This is a genomic window from Thiovibrio sp. JS02 (assembly GCF_053485635.1).
The window spans coordinates 1,165,108-1,184,940 of sequence record NZ_CM130715.1 but is presented as its reverse complement, the minus strand read 5'-3'; the positions used below and the strand labels follow the sequence as shown (position 1 = coordinate 1,184,940).

Annotated in this window: 14 protein-coding genes; 3 read left to right on the top strand and 11 right to left on the bottom strand. The window is 61.3% G+C overall.

All coding sequences use genetic code 11. The annotated features are described in order from the left end of the window. Window positions 1-21 precede the first annotated feature (21 nt). From ACUUL3_RS05610 to ACUUL3_RS05600, 3 genes are read left to right on the top strand one after another with little or no spacing between them, the layout of a single operon-like run. The gene (locus ACUUL3_RS05610; RefSeq protein ID WP_448555383.1) at window positions 22-1,794 is read left to right on the top strand and encodes a M3 family oligoendopeptidase; all 1,773 of its coding nucleotides are present in this window, start codon (window positions 22-24) and stop codon (window positions 1,792-1,794) included. Next, a complete protein-coding gene (locus ACUUL3_RS05605; protein ID WP_448555381.1) occupies window positions 1,795-2,160 on the top strand; it encodes a translation initiation factor Sui1 in 366 nt (121 codons plus the stop codon). It abuts the gene before it with no gap. Window positions 2,161-2,186: 26 nt separating this feature from the next. After that, on the top strand, window positions 2,187-2,513 hold the full coding sequence (locus ACUUL3_RS05600; protein ID WP_448555380.1) for a GIY-YIG nuclease family protein: 327 nt from the start codon (window positions 2,187-2,189) through the stop codon (window positions 2,511-2,513). A 54-nt stretch (window positions 2,514-2,567) separates the two neighbouring features. Here ACUUL3_RS05600 and ACUUL3_RS05595 read toward each other — a convergent pair whose 3' ends face one another. The 11 genes from ACUUL3_RS05595 to ACUUL3_RS05545 all read right to left on the bottom strand — a co-directional run bounded on the left by ACUUL3_RS05595 (window position 2,568) and on the right by ACUUL3_RS05545 (window position 19,806). Then, a complete protein-coding gene (locus tag ACUUL3_RS05595; protein ID WP_448555378.1) occupies window positions 2,568-3,911 on the bottom strand; it encodes a CheR family methyltransferase in 1,344 nt (447 codons plus the stop codon). Between the two features lie 18 nt (window positions 3,912-3,929). Next, complete coding sequence (locus tag ACUUL3_RS05590) at window positions 3,930-5,015, bottom strand: protein-glutamate methylesterase/protein-glutamine glutaminase (protein ID WP_448555376.1); 1,086 nt, start codon at window positions 5,013-5,015, stop codon at window positions 3,930-3,932. A 69-nt stretch (window positions 5,016-5,084) separates the two neighbouring features. Further along, window positions 5,085-5,543 carry a chemotaxis protein CheW gene (locus ACUUL3_RS05585; RefSeq protein ID WP_448555374.1) on the bottom strand — a complete coding sequence of 153 codons (459 nt, stop codon included), beginning with the start codon at window positions 5,541-5,543 and terminating at the stop codon, window positions 5,085-5,087. Window positions 5,544-5,571: 28 nt separating this feature from the next. After that, a complete protein-coding gene (locus tag ACUUL3_RS05580; protein ID WP_448555372.1) occupies window positions 5,572-7,251 on the bottom strand; it encodes a methyl-accepting chemotaxis protein in 1,680 nt (559 codons plus the stop codon). A 96-nt stretch (window positions 7,252-7,347) separates the two neighbouring features. Beyond that, window positions 7,348-10,581 (bottom strand): hybrid sensor histidine kinase/response regulator, encoded by a 3,234-nt coding sequence (locus ACUUL3_RS05575; protein WP_448555370.1) that lies wholly within the window; start codon window positions 10,579-10,581, stop codon window positions 7,348-7,350. A gap of 40 nt (window positions 10,582-10,621) precedes the next feature. Beyond that, on the bottom strand, window positions 10,622-10,924 hold the full coding sequence (locus ACUUL3_RS05570) for an STAS domain-containing protein (protein ID WP_448555368.1): 303 nt from the start codon (window positions 10,922-10,924) through the stop codon (window positions 10,622-10,624). Next, a complete protein-coding gene (locus ACUUL3_RS05565) occupies window positions 10,917-11,405 on the bottom strand; it encodes an ATP-binding protein (RefSeq protein WP_448555366.1) in 489 nt (162 codons plus the stop codon). Before ACUUL3_RS05565 ends, ACUUL3_RS05570 begins: the two co-directional genes overlap by 8 nt. Window positions 11,406-11,429: 24 nt before the next feature. Further along, window positions 11,430-12,545, bottom strand: a complete 1,116-nt coding sequence (locus tag ACUUL3_RS05560; protein ID WP_448555364.1) for a PP2C family protein-serine/threonine phosphatase — start codon at window positions 12,543-12,545, stop codon at window positions 11,430-11,432. Window positions 12,546-12,552: 7 nt separating this feature from the next. Next, complete coding sequence (locus ACUUL3_RS05555) at window positions 12,553-13,848, bottom strand: HEAT repeat domain-containing protein (RefSeq protein ID WP_448555362.1); 1,296 nt, start codon at window positions 13,846-13,848, stop codon at window positions 12,553-12,555. A gap of 184 nt (window positions 13,849-14,032) precedes the next feature. Then, window positions 14,033-15,163, bottom strand: a complete 1,131-nt coding sequence (locus tag ACUUL3_RS05550) for a response regulator (protein WP_448555360.1) — start codon at window positions 15,161-15,163, stop codon at window positions 14,033-14,035. Then, window positions 15,160-19,806 carry a PAS domain S-box protein gene (locus ACUUL3_RS05545; RefSeq protein WP_448555358.1) on the bottom strand — a complete coding sequence of 1,549 codons (4,647 nt, stop codon included), beginning with the start codon at window positions 19,804-19,806 and terminating at the stop codon, window positions 15,160-15,162. The genes ACUUL3_RS05550 and ACUUL3_RS05545 overlap by 4 nt, the downstream gene beginning before the upstream one ends. Window positions 19,807-19,833: the final 27 nt, after the last annotated feature.

Sequence of the window (19,833 nt, the reverse complement as noted above, 5' to 3'; positions counted from 1 at the left end):
CAAGAACAAGGAGCAGATCCCATGACCAATCCCTTGAACGAACAGCTCGGCACCACCGAGATTCTCTGGCAACTGACCGATCTCTACCAGGACATCGATGACCCAAAGGTCGAAACCGACATCGCCTGGTGTGAGCAGGAGGCGAAAGCTCTCAAGGAGCAGTTCGTGGACAGGGTCGCAAGCCTTGATGCGGACCAGCTCCTTACCCTGGTCTCGCGGCTGGAAACGCTGGAAACCCTGGTGGGCAGGATTGCCACCTTTGCCTTTCTCAACTTCACCACCCAGATCCAGAACGCCCCGGCTGGCGCCTTTCTCCAGAAGATCAAGGAGGCTGGCAGCCGGATCGGTCGGGAGACCGTGTTTTTTGAGCTGGAGTGGAGCAAGGTGGAGGATTCCGCCGCCGACCCCTTGCTGGCCGATAACACCCTGGCCCACTACCGCCATCACCTGGCGAGCATGCGGCGTTATGCCAGGCATCTCTTGTCCATGGCCGAGGAAACCCTGCTCATCGAAAAGGCGCCGGTGGGCCGCTCCTCCTGGACCAACCTCTTTGAAAAGGTCATGGGAAATCTCAAGTTCGGGGAAAGACAGCGCAGCGAAGAGGAGGTGCTGACCGATCTCTACAGCCCGGAGCGTGCGGTCCGGTCCCAGGCGGCAGACGATCTCACCGAGGGGCTTAAAAGCCAGCTCCATGTGCTGACCCACATCTTCAACACCCTGCTGGCCGAGAAGATGATCGACGATAGGCTCCGCAAATACGACTCCTGGGTCAGCTCCATGAACCTGTACAACGAGCTGGAGGATAGGACTGTGGAGGTGCTGGTGGGCGCGGTCACCAGCCGCTATGACATGGTCCAGCGCTACTACCGCCTGAAAAAGGGCATCCTCGGCCTGGATGAGTTGTGCGACTACGACCGCTACGCCCCCCTGCCCCACCTGCCCACGACCCTGGTGGATTGGAAGACCAGCAAGGAGATGGTCCTTGCCGCCTTCCACGATTTCGCCCCGGAGATGGGGGAAATCGCCGGGCTGTTTTTTGAGAAAAAATGGATCCATGCCCCGATTCTGGAAGGCAAACGGGGCGGGGCCTTTGCCCACCCCTGCGTGCCCGAGGTGCACCCCTATGTGATGGTGAACTACACCGGCAGCCTGCGCGACATCTCCACCGTGGCCCACGAGCTGGGGCATGGGGTGCACCAGTACCTTGCCGCCCAAAACGGCTATTACAACTCCTCCACCACCCTGGTCCTGGCCGAGACCGCCTCGGTGTTCGCCGAGCTGCTTCTGTTCAACTCCCAGGTCAGGCTCTTGACCAACCCTGAGGAACGGCGGGCCTTTATCTGCCAGAAGCTGGAATCCATCTTTGCCACCGTGTTCCGCCAGGTCTCCATGAACCGTTTCGAGCATGCGGTGCACAACGCCCGGCGGGAGGGCGGCGAACTTTCCCCGGAGGAGCTGGCCGGCCATTGGCTCACCACCCAGCGGGCCATGTTCGCCGACTCCGTCAATCTGCGAGAGGATTACGGAATCTGGTGGTCCTACATCCCCCATTTTCTGAGCACCCCCGGCTATGTCTACTCCTACGCCTTCGGCGAACTGCTGGTCCTGGCCCTCTACAACCTCTACAAGGAAGACCGCGCCGCCTTTGTGCCCAAATACCTCGACCTGCTGCGCGCCGGGGGCAGCAACACCCCGGCGGAGCTGCTCAAGCCCTTTGGCGTTGATTTGGATGATCCGGCCTTCTGGCTTGGCGGGCTCACCACCATTGACGAGATGTTGAGGATGGTGGAGTGAATGGCTAAAAAAACAGCAAACGATTCCGGCCTGGTTTACTCCACGGAACACGGCGGCAAATGCCCTGCCTGTGGCAGGGAGAGACGTAAATGCTCCTGCCGGCAGCAAAAGCCTGCCGCAAAAGGGGACGGCATCGTCAGAATTTCGCGGGAAACAAAGGGCCGCAAGGGCAGCGGCGTCACCCTCATCACCGGCCTGCCCCTGGCCGGGGAAGCGCTGCTGGCCCTGGCCAGAAGGCTCAAGCAGCTCTGCGGCAGCGGCGGCACCGTGAAAAACGGCGTCATCGAGATCCAGGGCGATCAGCGCGCCATTCTCCTGGAGGCCCTGAAAAAGGAAGGGTACCAGGCCAAGCTGGCCGGTGGCTGACAACCGCGTGCATACCTGAGACCCCCATGCCCGGCAAACCGCTTTCCGATCCGACAAAGGCTCCCTGGCATGTCTATATGGTGCGCTGCAGCGACAATTCCCTCTACACCGGCATCACAACCGATCTTGGCCGCCGCCTCGCCGAACACAATGCCGGGAAGAAAGGGGCCAGGTACACCCGTTCCCGCCGGCCGGTGTTCCTGGTCTACAGAGAGGAGGCGGAATCGCGTTCAGCAGCGGCGAAACGCGAATACCGGCTGAAAAAAATGCCGCTCCGGCACAAAGAAGCCCTCATCGACTCCGGCGATTTTTCCGCGGCCGAAAGCGGCCAACAATCAGCCTCCTCTCCATGAACCCGGCTCAGAACCTGCCTGCGCAGGGGAGATCACTCCCGCCGGGAGCGCCTTTCATTCTTCATCCCTCCCCCCGCTTTCCCCGCGCGACCGACCTCGCTCCTGACCTGCTTCCTGGTCCCCGGATTGCGGCTTTTGCGCCAAATGCCGTTTCCGGATCCCGGCCAGCAGGGAGGCTGGCTCCCCCATCTCCCGCGCCTCCTCTTCCCTGCCGGCCCCGGTCTTGGTGTTAAGCAAGGAGGAAAGCAGGGAGCCGGAATACCTCCCTCCCCCACCGCCCAGGGCATCCAGCAACTTTTGAGGGGGATCGGGCACGGCGGCCGGAACACCCTCCCTGCTACGGATCTCCCCACCCCCGCCGTTCTCTTCCGGGTCCGGAGAAGAGAGAACGTCCTGCCGGGCCGCGGGATGATGCCGGGGCGAAAGCCCGGGTGGAGCGGGGGTTCGCTCGTCCGCACTCCGAGGGACCGCCGCCCTTGGAAACGAGAGGGATGCCATGGCCTGATGAGGACTCGAAGGAACTCCCGCTTTTTGGGGAGAAGGGGCGGCGGTTTCCACAAAATCCCGCGACTGGTAATAGATGCCCTGCAGATAGTTGCGGCTCACCAGGCCGGTTTCCATGCCCGCCAGGGTTTCTGAGCCGCCAAGGAGCAAGGCCCCGTCCGGCTGCAGCATCCGACGCAGGTTGCCGAACAGCTTCTCCTTGTCAGGCCGGGAAAAATAGATGGCCACGTTCCGGCAAAAAATCACGTCGAATTTTTCCTGGTGCATAAGGGGCTGCAGCAGATTGATTTTTTCGAAGCGGACCATGGCCCGCAGCTCATCCCGAACCCGCAGGGCCGAGCCGGCGCCGGGTAGAAAATACTTGTCGCGCATACTCTCCGGCAGGCCCCGCTGCACGTCAAAGGCGCTGTACTGCCCGTAACTGGCCGCGGCCAGAGCCTTGTTTGAGATGTCGCTGCCCAGGATCCGGATGTCGTATTCCCGCACCGGCAGCATTTCGGCAAGGGTCATGGCAATGCTGTAGACCTCCTGGCCGGAGGAACAGGCGGCGCTCCAGATGCGCAGGGGAATCCGCCCCATCCCGCCTGCCCGCCGGCGCCGGTCGATGATGTCCGGCAGGATCTTGTTCCGCAGGAGTTCGAATGGCTTTTTATCACGGAAAAAAAAGGTTTCGTTGGTGGTGATGGCGTCGATGATCTCCTTGGTCAGCTCCCCACCATTCCCTGCCCTGGCGGCCAGATACAGTTCGCCGAACCCTCCGAAGCCGTGCGCCGCCACGAGCGGTCGCAGGCGGCTTTCCAGCAGATAGGCTTTTTCCCTGGAGATGACGATGCCGGTCATCTCGTGGATGTAACCGGAAAAATCCGCAAACTCCTGCGCGCTTATCTGCTGCATGCCTTCACTCAAAGCTCTTCAGACGGTTTTCATGATTTCCGCGGCGATCTGTTCCAGGGGCGCCACCACGTCGGCGAGCCCCGCATCCACCACCGCCCTGGGCATGCCATAAACCACGCAGCTTTCCTCGTGCTGGGCCACGATGACCCCGCCGCCTGCCTTGCAGACCATGCAGCCAAGTTTGCCGTCGCTGCCCATGCCGGTCATGATCAGGCAGGTGGTTTTGGAGCCATACTCACGCGCCACCGAACGGAAAAGATAATCCACCGCCGGTCGGCAGTTGTTTTCCGGCGGATCGTCGGTGATCCGGATAACCTTGGCCAGGGTGGCGCTGCTCCCCACCTTCATCTGCCTGCCGCCCGGCGCGATGTAGACGGTATTTTTCTCTATGGTTTCCCCGTCCACCGCTTCCTTGACGGTGAGCGCGCACTTGCCGTCCAGACTTCTGGCCAGGGACTGGGTGAAGACCGCGGGCATGTGCTGAACCAGCAGAATGGGCACCCCGATGTCCCCCGGCAGTTGCGGAAGAATCCGGGCCAGGGCGTTGGGGCCGCCGGTGGAAACGCCGATGGCGATAACCTGGGAACGCTCCGGCCGCTGCAAGAGCCGGGACCTGGGCTGGATCCGCACCGTCCCTTTGCCGGCCGCCGGAGCAGGCCGGCAAAGGGGGCCCCGTCGCCCTTTTTTCCCATGGGTCTCAAGCTGCCGCCGGTATTCGCTCAGGAATCTGCCCAGTTCGACGGCCAACAGTTTTTTGTTGGTCCCGGCGTCCGCCTCGTCGGGTTTGGTGATGAAATCAAGGGCCCCCAGCTCCAGGGCCTGCAGGGTGATGGCGCTGCCGACCAGGGTTTTGGAGCTGACCATCAGGCAATCAACTTCCAGGCCCTGGGCCTGCACCTCGGCCAGCACCTCAAGACCGTTCTTGCCCGGCATCTCCACGTCAAGGGTGAGGAGATCCGGCGCCAGGGCCCTGATCCGGTTCAACGCTATCTCACCGTTGTTGGCGGTGCCGACCACCTCGACAAAAGGAAGCCCGGCAAGCACGTCGCTGAGGATTTTTCTGTAGAAGATAGTGTCATCCACCACCAGCACTTTGATTTTCATGGTTCACCGGAGACGCCTGCGGAATGAACACCCGCGGCGGGAAAATCTCCCTGCCGCGGGCAACCCCTGTTACTCAGCCAGAATTGCCTCAAGGTCCAGGACGGCGAGCAGCTCCTTGCCGTTCTTCTTGACCACCCCCCGGAAAAAACTGCCCTGCAGCCCCCTGATGTTGGAAGGCGGCTCGGCAATTTCCCCGCTGTCGATGGCCAGAATCTCGGTCACCTTCTCGACCAGCATGCCGGCATACTCATTCTGCCAGCGCACGATGATGATCCGACCGGTCCTGCCGATCTCCGCCTTGCGGAACCCCAGTTTCCGGCTCAGATCGATTACGGTGACGATCCGGCCCCGCAGGTTCATGATCCCCAGCACATAGTCCGGCGCCAGGGGAACCGGAGTGATGGTCAGATCGTCATTGATTTCCTGCACCCGGGAAATATCGATCCCGCAGTGGGTTTCATCCAGGAGGAAGCAGGAAACCTGGATCGATTCCCCGCTCCCGCCTTCCTTCATTTCGCCTCTTCTCATGCAAGGACTCCTTTCAACAAGGCACGGTCTAGACCTTGAATTTGCTGATCATCCCCTTGAGCTGTTCGGCGAGCTTGCTCAGCTCGGCCGCGCTCTGCTGCACCTGGGCGCTGGAATTGCTGATCTCGTTGGCGGATTCATTGACGTCACCGATCTCCCGGGCCACCTGGCCGACAGCCTGGGAGGTCTGGCTGACGTTGACGTTGACTTCCTGGATTCCCAGGGAGGTCTGGCCGATGTTTTCCGAAATCTCGGCAGTGGCCGATTTCTGCTGGCTCACCGCAGTGGCGATGGCGCCGACGATCTCGTCCAGCTGACAAATCACCTGGCCCACCTCCTGGATCTCGGCCACCGTCAGGCCGGTGGTCTTCTGGATCCCCTGCAACCGCCTGGAGATATCCTCGGTGGATTCGGCGGTCTTCTTGGCCAGTTCCTTGATCTCGTTGGCCACCACGGCAAAGCCCTTGCCCGCTTCGCCGGCCCTGGCCGCCTCGATGGTGGCGTTCATGGCCAAAAGGTCGGTCTTGTCGGAGATGGCCCGGATGGTTTCAGTGACCACGCCGATCTCTTCCGCTGCCTGACCCAGCTCGTTGACGCGCTCCGAGGCGCGCTGCGACTGTTTCACGGCATTGTTGGCCGACTCCCTTGCATGCTCGGCGCTCCGGGAGATTTCACCGATGGAGGCGCTCATCTCCTCGGTGGCCGAGGCCACGGTGCTGACATTGGCGGAAGCCTGCTCCATGGCCGAGGCCACCGAGGTCATGTTGGAATTCATCTCCTCGGCGGCGGCGGCCACGGTGTTCGATTTCTGCACCGCGTTGTTGGCGCTGGCGTACAACTGTTCGGCAATGGTGGACATCTCCGTGGCCGAGGAACTCACGGTGTTGACGCTGGAATCGACCTCGCCGATCATGACGGAAAGTTTCCTGGCCATGGCATTCATCGCGGCGGCCAGTTCGCCGAGCTCATCCTTGCGTTCCATGGCAATAACCTGGCTGAGGTCGCCGTTGGCGACGGTGAGGGTGAAATCCACCCCCTGACGCAGGGGAACGCTGATTCCCCGCGCAACCATGACGGCCAGAACCACCCCCAGGACCACGGCCAGGGAAGCAAAGGTGAGCACCAGCCAGATCGCCCGTCGCATCGCCCGCAGGATCCCGACCTTTGCCGCCTCCACCTCAAGATTGGCCTCAGCGGCCAGTTTTATCGTGGTTTCCTCCATATTGTGGATGGGGTCCTTATACCTGCCGATGGCGGCATTCCCCTCTTTGGCGGTCTTGAGCTGCCCGGCCCCGATCATGCCGTACACCGTATCAAAGCCGGCCTTGTACTGGTCCAGATTATCCTTGATGATCCGGATCTTCTCGAGGTCGTCGGCATGGGACGCCGTCTTTTCCAGGACGGCAATCCCGTCGCTTACCTTGGCATACACCCTGGACCATTTCTTGAAATAGTCGCTGACCTTCTCCGCCTTCTCGATATTCAGGAAAATATCCTTTTCAAAACGCCGCAACCCCAGAATATCGGCGTCGAGCTGGACGGCATGCTGGAGTATTTTCCCTTCCGTTTCCAGAATGGCTTCCGTGGCATGCTTGCCGGCGATCACGCCCCAGAGGCCGACTCCCGCCACCAGCACCAGCAGCAACAACACCGCACCGAAACTTACCAACAACCGCCTGCCGATCTTCATGTCGTTAAACCATTGCATCGCTGAGCTCCTTTGCATTACTCGTGGTAACCCCTACTCTGTAAATTTTACTGTTGCCCATGGCGCCGCCTTGCCGACGGCAGGCGCACCGCTTCTTCATGGTTCCCGGTTTTCTTCCCTGCCGTTGCGGAGCAGCCGCCAGACGCTCCGCAACAGCTTTTCCTTGTCCATCTTGATCTGGTATTCGTCGAAACCGAGCCGCCGGCCTTTGCCCATATCCTCCTCGCTGGCCAGGGAAGTGAGGGCGATCAGGGGCAGCCCGTCGAAACGCCTGTCATCTCTGATCCTGCCCGCCAGGGCAAAGCCGTCCATGACCGGCATCTCGATGTCGGTGACCACCAGGGCGATCTCCCGCGGATGGGCATCAAGATGCGCCCAGGCCACCTGGCCGTTTTCCGCGGCCACCACGACCAGTCCAGCTTCTTCGAGAATCGTTCTGACCTGATGCCGAAAAAAATCCGAGTCCTCCACCAGGAGCACGGACCGGGTGTCCGGCTGCGCCTCCGGGCCACCGGCGCCGATGGCCGGCGCGCCCGCCGGGCCGGGAAGGGCGGGAGAATCGCCGGCAAACCACTGGGGATGCAGGGCCTGCATGAAACCGACCAGATCGACGATCAGGGTCGTCTGGCCCCGAATGATGGCGGAGCCCTGTATTCCCGGCTGCCTGAGGGTATCCCCGTCGATGGGGCCCTCCAGATTCACCGCGTCCAACGGCGGCACCGCCAGCAGCCCCACCTCGCGGCCAGCCACCCTGAAGACCAGAACGAGGAGATCCTCCCGATCCTCCAGGGCCGCAACCCGGGCCACCTCCTCCAGCGCGTAGACCTGAAGATTGCCGCCGCGGTATTGGATGACCTTTTTCCCGCCGCTGATCCGCACCTGTTCGGTTTTGATCTTCTCCACCCGGAGGAGCATCCTGAGGGGGACGGCGCAGTACTCAGCCGGCCCATTCTGGAACATGAGCAGGGTCTGCCTTTCCTCACCCTGTTTTCCCTCCAGCGAAGCCTTGCGGGCCGCGGTATCCGTCTCGGCCTGGAAGCGCAGTTCCGCCTTGTGCGCGAGGCCGTTCACGTCCAGAATCAGGGCGAGATGGCCGTCGCCCATGATGGTGGCCCCGGCATAGACCTCGCACCCTTTCAGATGCCGGCCCAGCGGCTTGACCACGATCTCGACGTTGTCGCTCAGTTCATCCACCACCAGGCCGTAACGGTTGGCGCCGGCCTGGACGATGGCGATGTTGACGTCGCTCTCCCGGCTCTGCCGCCGCTCCACCGCCGTCTGCTCCGCCGAGGCCCCGTGCCCTGCGGCGCCCGCCTCCCCGGCCTTCCGCTCCGGCGCCTCGGTCAGCAACCGTTCGTCGACAAGCCTGGCCCGACGATCCTCCCGGTAGCAACCGCTTCCGGGATCGTAGAAAGTACGCCTGATGCCGAGGACATTGCCGAGCTGGAGCAGGGGGATGAGTTCCCCCCGCAGGGTAAGCACCTCCGCGTCGCCCATCTTTTCCACCTTTTCCCGCACCTCGGCGGCCGGCAGGCGCAGCAGTTCGCTGACATTGACCTGGGGGATGGCGAAGCGCTCCCCGCCGCACAACACCAGCAGGCTCGGGATGATGGCCAGGGTCAAGGGCAGCTTGATGCGGATGCAGGAGCCTCTGTCCAGCACGGAAAGGAGTTCCACCTGCCCGCCCAGCTTGTCCAGGTTGGTTTTCACCACATCCATGCCCACCCCGCGGCCGGAAACCTCGGTGATCCGCTCGGCCGTGGAAAAGCCGGCCAGCATGATGAGATTCACCTTTTCATTGTCCGACATGGCCTGGATCTGGGCCTGACTGCTCAGTCCCCTTTCGACCGCCACCCGGGCGATTTTTTCCGGGTCGATCCCCTTGCCGTCGTCCTGGATTTCAATGATGACCTGACCTGATTCATGGTGGGCGCGGAGCACGATATGGCCGGCCGCGGACTTGCCCTTGGCCTTTCTGTCCGCCGGCAGCTCGATGCCGTGGTCCGCGGCGTTTCTGACCAGATGGGTGAGGGGGTCGCCCAGGCCTTCGATGATGGTCTTGTCGAGTTCCACCTCCTTGCCCTCCAGGCTCAGCTCGATCTCCTTGCCCAGCTGTCTGGCCAGATCACGAACCACCCGGGGAAACTTGTTGAAGATGTTGCCCACCGGCTGCATCCGCGTCATCATGATGGTTTCCTGCAACTCCGAGGTGACCAGATTGAGACGCTGCCCGGCAACCTTGATCTCTTCGTGACTCCGGGAGGAGATTGCCTGCAGGAGCTGATTTCTGGCCAGAACCAATTCTCCGGCCCTGTTCATCAATTGATCGAGAAGCGCCACGTTGACCCGCAGGGTCGACTCTGCCTGCAACGGCCCGGCCTGGCTCCGTTCGGCCTTTTCCTCCTTTTCCGTCTCCAGAGGCCGGCCCGTCGTTTCCGGCGCCGCGGGCCGGGGCGGTTGCGACGGCGCCTCGGTCCGGACAATCGGCTCTTCCGGATGGTCGACCGGGCCGGGTCTGGCCTCCGACACCGGCGGAGCAGCGGCCGAAACCATTACCTTGTCAAGCTCGCCCAGGGCATGCACCTTCCCGCCATCGAGATCCAGCACCATGGGCAGCAGATCCGGCTCAATGATCGAGGCATAAAGGACATACATGGGGATAACGGCCTGGATCTCCTCATCCTCCAGGGTGCCCACCGCCGCGAGGCAGACCTTTATCTCAAGAATCTCGCCGCCGTCCTCAAGCCTGGAAAGCATGTCGAGGGGGGCGAGATTCTTGCGGTGCACATCGTTGAGCAGGTCGATCTCCAGGACGTAAAACACCCGGCCGTTCTGCCCTGCCTGCTTGAGATCAAAGGCCGAAACCTCAAAAACCTGCTCAACCGCCGGGTGGCTGAGCAGGCGCATGTCATGGAGGGAATCCTGCTCGGCCGCTTCCAGCCCGCCGCTGACAACGGCTTCAAGGCTGACCACATGGGAAGAGATGTCCAGACCGTTGCTTTCCAGCACGTTGTCCAGCAGCGTGCCGAGATGGTCAAAAGCCCCGAGAACGGTATTGATCACGTTGGCGCCGGGCGCCAGCTGCCGATGGCGGATCATGTCGAGAACATTTTCAATCTTATGGGCCAAATCCTTGATGTTGACGAGATTGAGGAATCCGCCCCCGCCCTTGATGGAGTGGGCGGCCCGGAACACGCGGTTGACCAGCTCCTCATCCAGGGCCTCCCCCTGCTGTTCAATGGCCAGCAGATCGGTTTCGATATTCTCCAGATGCTCCTTGGATTCCTGCACGTACATGCTCAGTATTTCGTCATTGACAATCTCGACCATGGTGAATTCTCCCGGCTCGCGCCTGTCTGTCGTGGCGGTTTCAGCCGATTATCTCGAAATGGTGATCCAGACGCATTGCCGCCAGAAGCTTGCGCACGTCCTGGCAGACATTGCTCACCTCCAGGCGTTTGCCCGTTTTCCGCAACGAGTTATGGGCCGCGATGAGGACGGCGAGTCCCATGGAATCGATGAGCTTCACCCCGGCCAGATCAAGACGGAGCTGAACCGCCCCATTCTGGAGCAAAGCGGCCAGCTGCGCCTTCAATGCCCCGGCATTGGAGGCCACTATGTTGCCACTGATGCGGACAAGGTCCAATTCCCCTTCCCTGTTGTGCTCAAACATAAATTCCTCGTTCTTGGGATGATTCTTCCGACTCATGCGACTTTGCGGCGGCGGTGCACAACTCCAGCACCACCACGTTTCCCTCATTATTGAAGGAAACCGCGTCAAAATAATGCAGCAGGATGCCGAGCCCCCTGCCCCGCTCCGCGAGCAGGGCAGGTTGTTGCCGCATGGCCGCCAGCTTCTCGCGGATGATTCTTTTCCAGTCAAAGCCGGGCCCGGGGTCGGTGACCCGGATCACAAGGGCGGTCTTCTCGCACCGCACCGTGACGCCTATGATCTTGCCGCGGTCCTGCCCGGCGCCATGGCAGATGGCATTGGTCAAGGCCTCCCGCAGCCCGAGCAGGACCACAAAGGAGAAATCCCGGAGGCCGCGCGCGCCCAGCAGGCCTTCCACCTCCGCGCAAACCCGATCCACCAGGGCAAACCTTGCCGCAAGCAGGATTTCCAGACTGTCGGTCCCCGGTTTTACCCTGTACATGCGCGCCTCATCCTTATCTTCATCTCAGATATCCACCAGCAGGAGCAAGGCATCGTCCTCGGCCGTTTCCGGCCGCAGGCGTCCGGCGATGCACGTGACCGCCCTCTCCGCCGGCAGCTCCCTGGAAAGGCGGGCGGCCTCCTGCAGGGTGGCCAACCCAGTCTCGCGGCTTATCCCGTCGCCGGCAAAGGATTCCACCAGGCCGTCGGTACAGAGAACAAAACGGTCTCCCGGCCCGATGGGAAAGGAATGGCAACAATAATATCCCTCGCCGAAGGCGCCCAGGATGTCGCTGTCCGGCGGAAACCACCGGCTTTCCCCCTGCCCGGAAAGGTGAAGCACCGGCAGGTGTCCGGCGTTGACGATTTCCGCCTGGTTGCGGCTCCGGTCCACGGTGAGATAGACCGCTGTCAGATGTTGACCAGCCCTGAAAATCGTGGCCAGCACCCGGTTGATGGTCCGGATGGTTTCATCCGGCCTGCAAGCGAGGGATGCATTCTGGCGGATCAGCGCCTTGAGGGCCGACACCGTAAAGGAGGCGCCCAGATCATGGCCGCTGATGTCCGCGACAAAATAGCCGTGCCTCCCCTCCGCCAGGGCAAACGCATCATAGAAATCACCCCCGGCCGCGAGCACGGTCCGGTAGTGCACGGCGAACCGCGCCTCCGGCACCTCGGAGGGATCGACCAGGATTGCCTGCTGAGCCTCGTGCACCTGCCGCATGCGGTCGCTCCATTCCTGGCGCAGCCGGCGGTGGCCATTATGCAGCCTCAAAAAATTCTTGATCCTGGCCAGCAGTTCGTCGTTCCGGAAGGGCTTGGCGACATAATCGATGGCGCCGATCTCAAGGCCCTCCAGCCTGTTTCGCGGCTCATCCAGGGCGGTGATGAAAACCACCGGAATCTCCGCGGTCACCGGGTCTTCCTTCAGCAGCCGGCAGGTCTGGTACCCGCTCTCCTGGGGCATCATCACGTCTAGCAGAATCAGATCCGGCAACTTTTCCCTGGCCATTCCCCGTCCGGCCCGGCCATTTTCCGCGGTAAGCACCTCATAGCCGGCCCCTTCGAGAATCTCCCGGACCAGAAAACGGTTGAACTCCTCGTCGTCAACGACCAGCACGGTAAAGTGATTGTTTTCCATCTCTCCCCTACCTTTCCTCAGAAACCCGGCTGGAGCCAAGGCCGGCCTGGCTTGCCGCAATGTCCGGCCCACGGCCGGGGACCAGATCGGCCTGCCCGTTCCGGACAAGCAGATCGGCGAAGAACGGCTGGAGATCGGAATGGGCCTCACCGGCAAGATACTCTGCGGCTTCACGCCGGAACTCCTCGTTGGCCTGCAGGGCCAGAAAAATTCGCCCGGCCTTCGCGGCAAGGATTGCCCGGACGATTCCGGGCCCTTCCCCATCCCCGCGGTTGATCATGTTGGCGATTCCGGCCACCAGCACCTCGTCCAGGTTGTGCTCGATGGCCCTTGCCGCGGAAATCCTCACCTTTTCCACCGGATCCACCAGGCCGCCGGCCAGAACGTAATCCCCTTTGCGGGGGGGCAGACCGGCCATGGCCGCATAGGCGGCAAAGCGGACATCGACATTGCCGGGATGGGTGTTGATGAGCTGGCGTACCGGCGCATGGGCGCTTTGATCGCCGATCTCCCGCAGGATGTCGAGCGAGGCGATGACAAGGTCGGAATCGTTTCCGGAAAGATTTTCGATCAGCAGCGGCACACACTTGCTCCCCACCTCAACCAGCATTTTCTGGCTGTGATCGCGGCTGATCGCGGAACGGGAGCACAAAAGTTCATTGAGCTTGTGGAGGGAAAATTCGTCCTGCACCCTGGCGAACACCTCGATGATCCGCAGGTCGATCTCCTCGTCCCGGCCCAGCCTCTCGGCCAGGCGGAGCATGGCGGCGGGCGTGGCGAAGCGGCCCAGCGCCTCGATGGCGCAACGCACCAGCTCCGGCTCCTCGGCATAGAGCATCTCCGCGACCAGGCGAACGCTCTCCGCGTCACCGATCTCCGCCAGGGCGTTGATGGCCGCGATCAGGGCAGCCTGATCGGTATCGCTCGTGAGCATCCCGATCAGGTGTGGCACGGCCGCCTGCAGGGCGAGATCCCCGGCGAGTTTCGCGTAGCAGACCCGCTCCGCCGACTTTCTGGCGAGCTGGGCGATGACGAGCTCCGGCCTGTTCAGGGCCTTGCCCAGAATGAGTTCCGTAAGCTCCGGAAAGTGGAGAATAACCTCTCCCCCCCGGCTGGCCAGGCTGACGAGCAGGGGGAGGGCGAAATCGTCCCCGCACTCGGCAAGGGCCTCGATCACCCAGGCCTGTTCCATGGGGGAAAACTCCGGAAAATGATCGAGCACCAGCCGCGCCTTGATCAGATCCTGATCACGGATATTGTTGCGCAGTTCACGCATGGCAAGATGTTCGGCAGAAACAGCCATTGGTCCATCACTCCACAAGTACCGACGGAATCCTATCCGTCCGCCACAAAAGCCGTGCCTGGCTTTTGCAACCAGCGGCCGCCCTAAGACGCTGCGGCCAACCTCCCGAATTCCCTGGCTCTTGCAGAGCCGGCGAAATCCGGCGACACATCCCGTGCCGCGCAGCCCGCTTTGCAACGGGCCGTCATTCCGCGACCTTGAGAACCTGACGTTCTTCCTCGAAATCGGCAAAACGCAGGGCGACAATCCGGAACTCCTTCTGGAGCGCGACAAAGGCCGAAAGTATTTCCGGATCAAAATGGGCCGGCAGGGTCCGGCCATCGCCCTCGGTTATGATCTTCACCGCCTGTTGATGCGGAAACGGCGGCTTGTAGACCCGCTTGCTGATCAGGGCGTCATAGACATCGACCAGGGCCATCAGTCTGCCGGCCAGGGGAATCGCCTCCCCCTGTAATCCCTGCGGATAGCCGGAGCCATCCCATTTCTCGTGGTGGGTGTAGGCAAAGTCCTTTGCGATCCGCAGAAAGGAATTGCCGCCGAGCTTTTTTTCGGCGCCGGCAATGGCGTCACGGCCATAAACCGTGTGTCTGGTCATCTCCTGGAATTCCGCCGCCGTCAGCGGACCGGGCTTGAGCAGGATGCTGTCCGTGACCCCGACCTTGCCGATGTCGTGCAGCGGGGCCGACTTGTGCAGAAGATCGATGCCGGTAGCGTCGAGCTGACTCCTGAACCGAGGATGATTGCGCAGGTGGTTGGCAAGCAGCAGGATGTAATGCTTGGTGCGCATGATGTGCCCGCCGGTTTCCGGGTCACGGTATTCGGCAAGGCCGGCCAGGCAGTCGATGGTGACCTCCTGGGTCAGGGCCAGCTCCCTGGTCCTCGCCTGGACATGCTTTTCCAGGAGTTCGTTCTGCCGGGCCAGATCCTGCCGGGCCAACTGCAGGGAAAGATGGGTTTTCACCCTGGCCCGGATCTCTTCGACCTCGAAGGGTTTGGTGATATAATCCACCGCACCGCAGCGAAACCCCCTGGTCTTGCTGGAAATTTCGGTGAGAGCGGTGAGGAAGATGACCGGAATATCCCTGGTGAGCGGAGATTCCTTCAACCTGCGGCAGACCTCGTAGCCGTCCATGCCGGCCATCATGATGTCGAGGAGAATGAGCTGCGGAACCACGCTTTGCGCGATCTCGAGGGCGGTTTGCCCGTCCATGGCCACCATCATCTCATAGGAGCCGGTCATGGCGCCGATCAGAATGTCGATATTTTCCCTGGTGTCGTCAACAATCAACACCGTGCATTGCGAAAGCTCTTTCATTGTCTGCCCGCGGTGTCAAGGACACTGATAACTTGTTCGATAAGCCGCCCGGCCTGCTTGAATTGATAATTTTCCACCGCAGCTATCAGGTTTTTTATCTCGTTCTGCCGGTCCGCGGGCCAGGGGATTTTTTTCAGTTCGGCGACATGCGCCGCGCATTTGACCGGACGATGCTCCTTGACATCCGGCAACATGAAAAGAAGAATTTCCAGGATTCGACCGGAATCAACCTCAAGGCCAGGCGGCGGCTCCGGCGAAACCGGATCGGAGGTCGGGACGCGCAAGGGCTGCAACTCTTCAATGAGCCTGGCATGGCTTTCCGTGAATGCGGCAAGCAGCCCCGTCGGGGCCTGCTGCTCCTTGCAGTTTTTTTCCAGCGCGACGACGATGCCGTGCAACTCCTGGGCACAGATTGTTCCCACGACCCCTTTCAGGCTGTGCAGCGCTCTGTATGCCTCGTCCCAACGCCGGTTCCGCATCTGCTCGACAATGCGGTCGGCTTCTCCCTCGTAGTGTTCGACAAACTGTCTGAGTACACTTGTGCAGAGTTTGGCGCTGCCCAGGCGTTTCATGGCCAGTTCGAGATCGATACCCCGGATCTCCGCCGGCAGACCCTCCGGCCGGATGGGCTCCCCCTTTTGCGGCGGGGACGGCACGGCGGCAGCTGTTTTCCGCGGAAGCCATTTCCCGAGAGCGGCGAAGAGAACATTGGCATCAATGGGTTTGGTGATATGGTCATTCATGCCGGCCCCAAGGCTCAATGCCTCATCTCCCTTGATGGCATGCGCGGTCATTGCCACAATGGGCAGGGCCGCCAAACGCCTTATGCCGCTGGCCCGGATTATCCTGGTTACCTGCAGGCCATCCATGCCCGGCATCTGGATGTCCATCAGAACCAGTTCATATTCGTTTTTAAGTATCGCCTCCAGCGCTTCCTCGCCGTTGTTGGCAATATCGACCAGAACTCCTGCCCGTTGCAGGATCTCCCTGGCCACCTGCTGGTTGATCTGGTTGTCCTCCACCACCAGGATCCTGGCCCCGGCAAGTCTGCCGGCCAAGGCGTCTTTTGGGGTCAGGGCGGTACCGGCCGCCCCGGCGGCGCCCTTCTTTCCGTAGAGCCTGATAATCGCATCAAACAGACCGGAACGGCTCACCGGTTTGTCGATGACGCCGTCACACCCGGCGGCAAGGCAGGCTTCGACGATCTTCGCGGCGCCCAGCGAGGTGAGGACCAGGATTTTCGGCGCCCCGCCCGAAGGTTGTCTTTCCCGCACGGCCCGCGCCACCTCCTCTCCACTGATTCCGGGCAGCCGGTAGTCCAGAAGGAGAAGGTCGAAGGGGCGCGCGCTCTTCACTGCCTTCTGGAACTCCTCAAGCCCTTTTTCGCCGCTGTCAACGTCGGTAACCAGAAAGGAAAACGACTCCAGCGCCTTGCGCAGGATCTCCCGGGTGGCGGGGTGATCCTCGACCACCAGCACCCGCAGGTTGGTGTGGAATTGCAGGGACTCGGAGGCTTCCGACTGGGCCGCCAGTTCGACGGTGAAGGAAAAGGTGCTTCCCAGCCCCGGGCAGCTCCGCACCTCGAACTTACCGCCCATCAGCTCGACGAGCCGTTTGCAGATGGCAAGTCCCAGGCCGGTGCCCCCGTAATTCCTGCTGATGGAGCCATCCGCCTGGCTGAATGGCATGAAGAGATTGCCGACCTGCGCCTCGGTCATGCCCATGCCCGTGTCCCGCACGGAAAAGCGCAGGATCAATTTTTCCGCCCGCCGTTCCTGCAAGGTGATATCGAGGATGACTTCGCCCTGTTCCGTAAATTTGATGGCATTGGAGGTAAGATTGATGAGCACCTGGCCCAGTCGGGTCGCATCGCCAACCAGCCGGTCCGGCACGTTTGGCGCCACGGAGAACATGAATTCCAGGCCTTTCTCCTCGGCCCTGATGGTGGTGATCCCTGCCAGGTCGGCGAGAATTTTCTCCAAGGAAAAGGGATGGGGCGCGATTTCCAGTTTTTTCGCCTCGATTTTGGAAAAATCCAGAATGTCGTTGATGATGCAGAGAAGGTTTTTCCCGGAGGAGGATATCTTGCCGAGATAATCACGCAGTTTGGGAGAGAGATCCATTTCCAGAGCGAGTTCGCTGAGGCCGATGATGGCGTTCATCGGGGTTCTGATCTCGTGGCTCATGCGGGCCAGGAAATCACTCTTGGCCCGGTTTGCCGCTTCGGCATCATCCCGGGCGATGAGAATGGATTTTTGCGCCTCCTTTCTTTCCGAGATGTCGTTGACGATCCCCACCGCATGCCATTTGCCCTTGATCCGGATGGCGGAAAGGGATACCTCGACCGGGAACTTTTCGCCGTTTTTGCGGACCGCGGTCAGTTCCACCTGTCGGCCCATTGCCGGGCCGGTGCCGGTCTGCCGGAATTGGTCGAAATTGGCGAGAAACTGCCGACGGTTTTCGTTCCCGGCCACAAGCCGGTGCAGATCCTCGCCAAGAACCTCGCCCCGGTTCCAGCCGAAAATATTTTCAGCCGCCTTGTTCCAGAAGGAGATGAGCCCCTGGTCGTCGATCATGATGATGGCGCTCAAGGCGGCGGCGGCGATGCTCGCGATCATCTCGGAGCGCTCCTGCAATTCGTCGGCAAGCAGCTTCCTTTCGCTGATATCCTCCTTGACCGCGATGAAACTGACGATTTTGCCGTCCTTGTCGTTGACCGGGGCGATGAAGGCATGTTCCCAGAACAGGGAGCCGTCCTTTTTCCGGTTGCAGATCTCGCCCTGCCAGGTCTTTCCGGCCTTGATGGTGTGCCAGAGATTCCGATAGAATTCGGGCTCATGGGCTTCGGATTTCAACACCCTGGGGTTCTGCCCCACCACCTCGGCAAGGGCATAGCCGGTGACGGAGGAGAAGAAGGGATTGGCGTACTCGATCCGGCCGGAGGCGTCGGTGATCAGGATGGAGAGGGGGCTCTGCTCAATGGCCTTGTGGAGCTTGCCGAGCTGGTCCTCGTAGCTCTTCCGTTCGGAGATATTCTCCACCATGAGCAGAAAGTAGAGGGGGTTGCCGGCATCGTCCCTGAGCATCCGGATGGTTGTCCTTCCCCAGAGGGATTCCCCCTCCTTCTGCCGGTAAAGGCTGTCGGCCCTGAATTTCGAAATTTCTCCGGCCAGAAGGCGGCTGAAGCTCTCTTCGTAGTGCGCCCTGCTCTCAGCCTGGACGAGCCGGAGAAAGTTGACGGCGCCAAGCTCCGCCTCGTCATAGCCGGTGAAGCGGTGGAATTCCTCGTTGACCTGAAGAAAATGGCCGTACAGATCGACCAGGGCCGCCCCGAACGGCGCCTTGTTGAAGATGAGCTGCAGCCGGGTCTCATTTTCCTGCAGGGATTCGTTGGCCGCCGCCAGCTCCGTGGTGCGCTCCCTCACCTCGTGTTCGAGCCTGGCCGCGTAGGCAGCCTGTTCTTTTTCCCGAAGCTCCCGCTCCCAGGTCCGACCCATGGCCAGGGAGACCTGATCAGCCACCGCCCGGCAGAGGGCTATTTCCTGCGCCTCCCAGCCCCGCCTGTTGTGCCGGACCTCAAGACAGAGAACCCCGGCGATCTCGCCGTTCAGCTTGAGGGGCAGGTCGAGCATGGAACGGATATCAAGGGGCAGAAGGTAGTCTTCGCCGAGCTCTCCGGTGGCGGGATGGCTCCGGGCATCCTCGGCGACTATCGGCTCGTCCCGTTTGAGCGCCGCGCTGTAACGGGGAATCTCGTTGCAGCGGATTTCAGCGCCGCCGGGGACGAATCGTTTGCTTTCAGAATCATAGAGGCAGCGGCAGACAAGGGCGGCCCCGCTCTCATCGAATCGCCAGACCGACACCCGGTCGATGCCGAGTTGCCCGGCAATCCAGGAGGTGACCAGTTCGTACACCGGTTCGATGGCGGCGGTATCGCGGCAAAATCGGGAGAACTGGGCAATGAACTGCTCCTGATTCCGCTGGTCGGCGCTTATCTCGAGGCTGCGCTTGCGCACCAGATCGTAGCGGTAAAGAAAATAGATGGTGAGCAAGGCCAGGATGACGGAAAGGATGGTGAGAAAGATCTGCACCTTGAAAAAAAATCCCTGTTCATTGGCAATGGCCTGCCAGAGAAGGGTGTTGGTGGCATCTATCGCCTGGTTCGCCTCCCGGAAATTCCGGTTGGCCTCGCCGGCCAGGACCGCGGCCTCCCCGGTCGCGACGCCCCGCAGGCTGTCGCGGCTGGAACCGGTCACGGCGTCAAGCTGTTTGCTGAGATTTTCCAGCGAGCCTTCAAAGTCCCGCGGATGAAAAAGACCGTGCAGAGCGCTCTCCCTCGCGATCTCAAGCATCAGATCCGCTTCGGTTCGCGCCTGCCGCAGAAGCGCATCGACCTCCCGGGGGGCGATGGCGTCATCGCCGTTCAGGATCTTGTCGAAACTGAAATGGGCGGCGCTGACATTGATGCTGATGGTGTTGATGGCCTGCAACTGTTTGTTGTGGCAGAAGGTCAACCTGACCGTGAGCAGGATATTGAGAATATTGAAGAAAACGATGGCGAACAGAATAAGAGCGACCGCCAGACGCCGCCGCCAGAGAGAAGGAGGTGATGAGCCGTCCATGTTGATACGGGAAAAAGTCATGCCCTGCTTTTCTCCATGTACAAATTC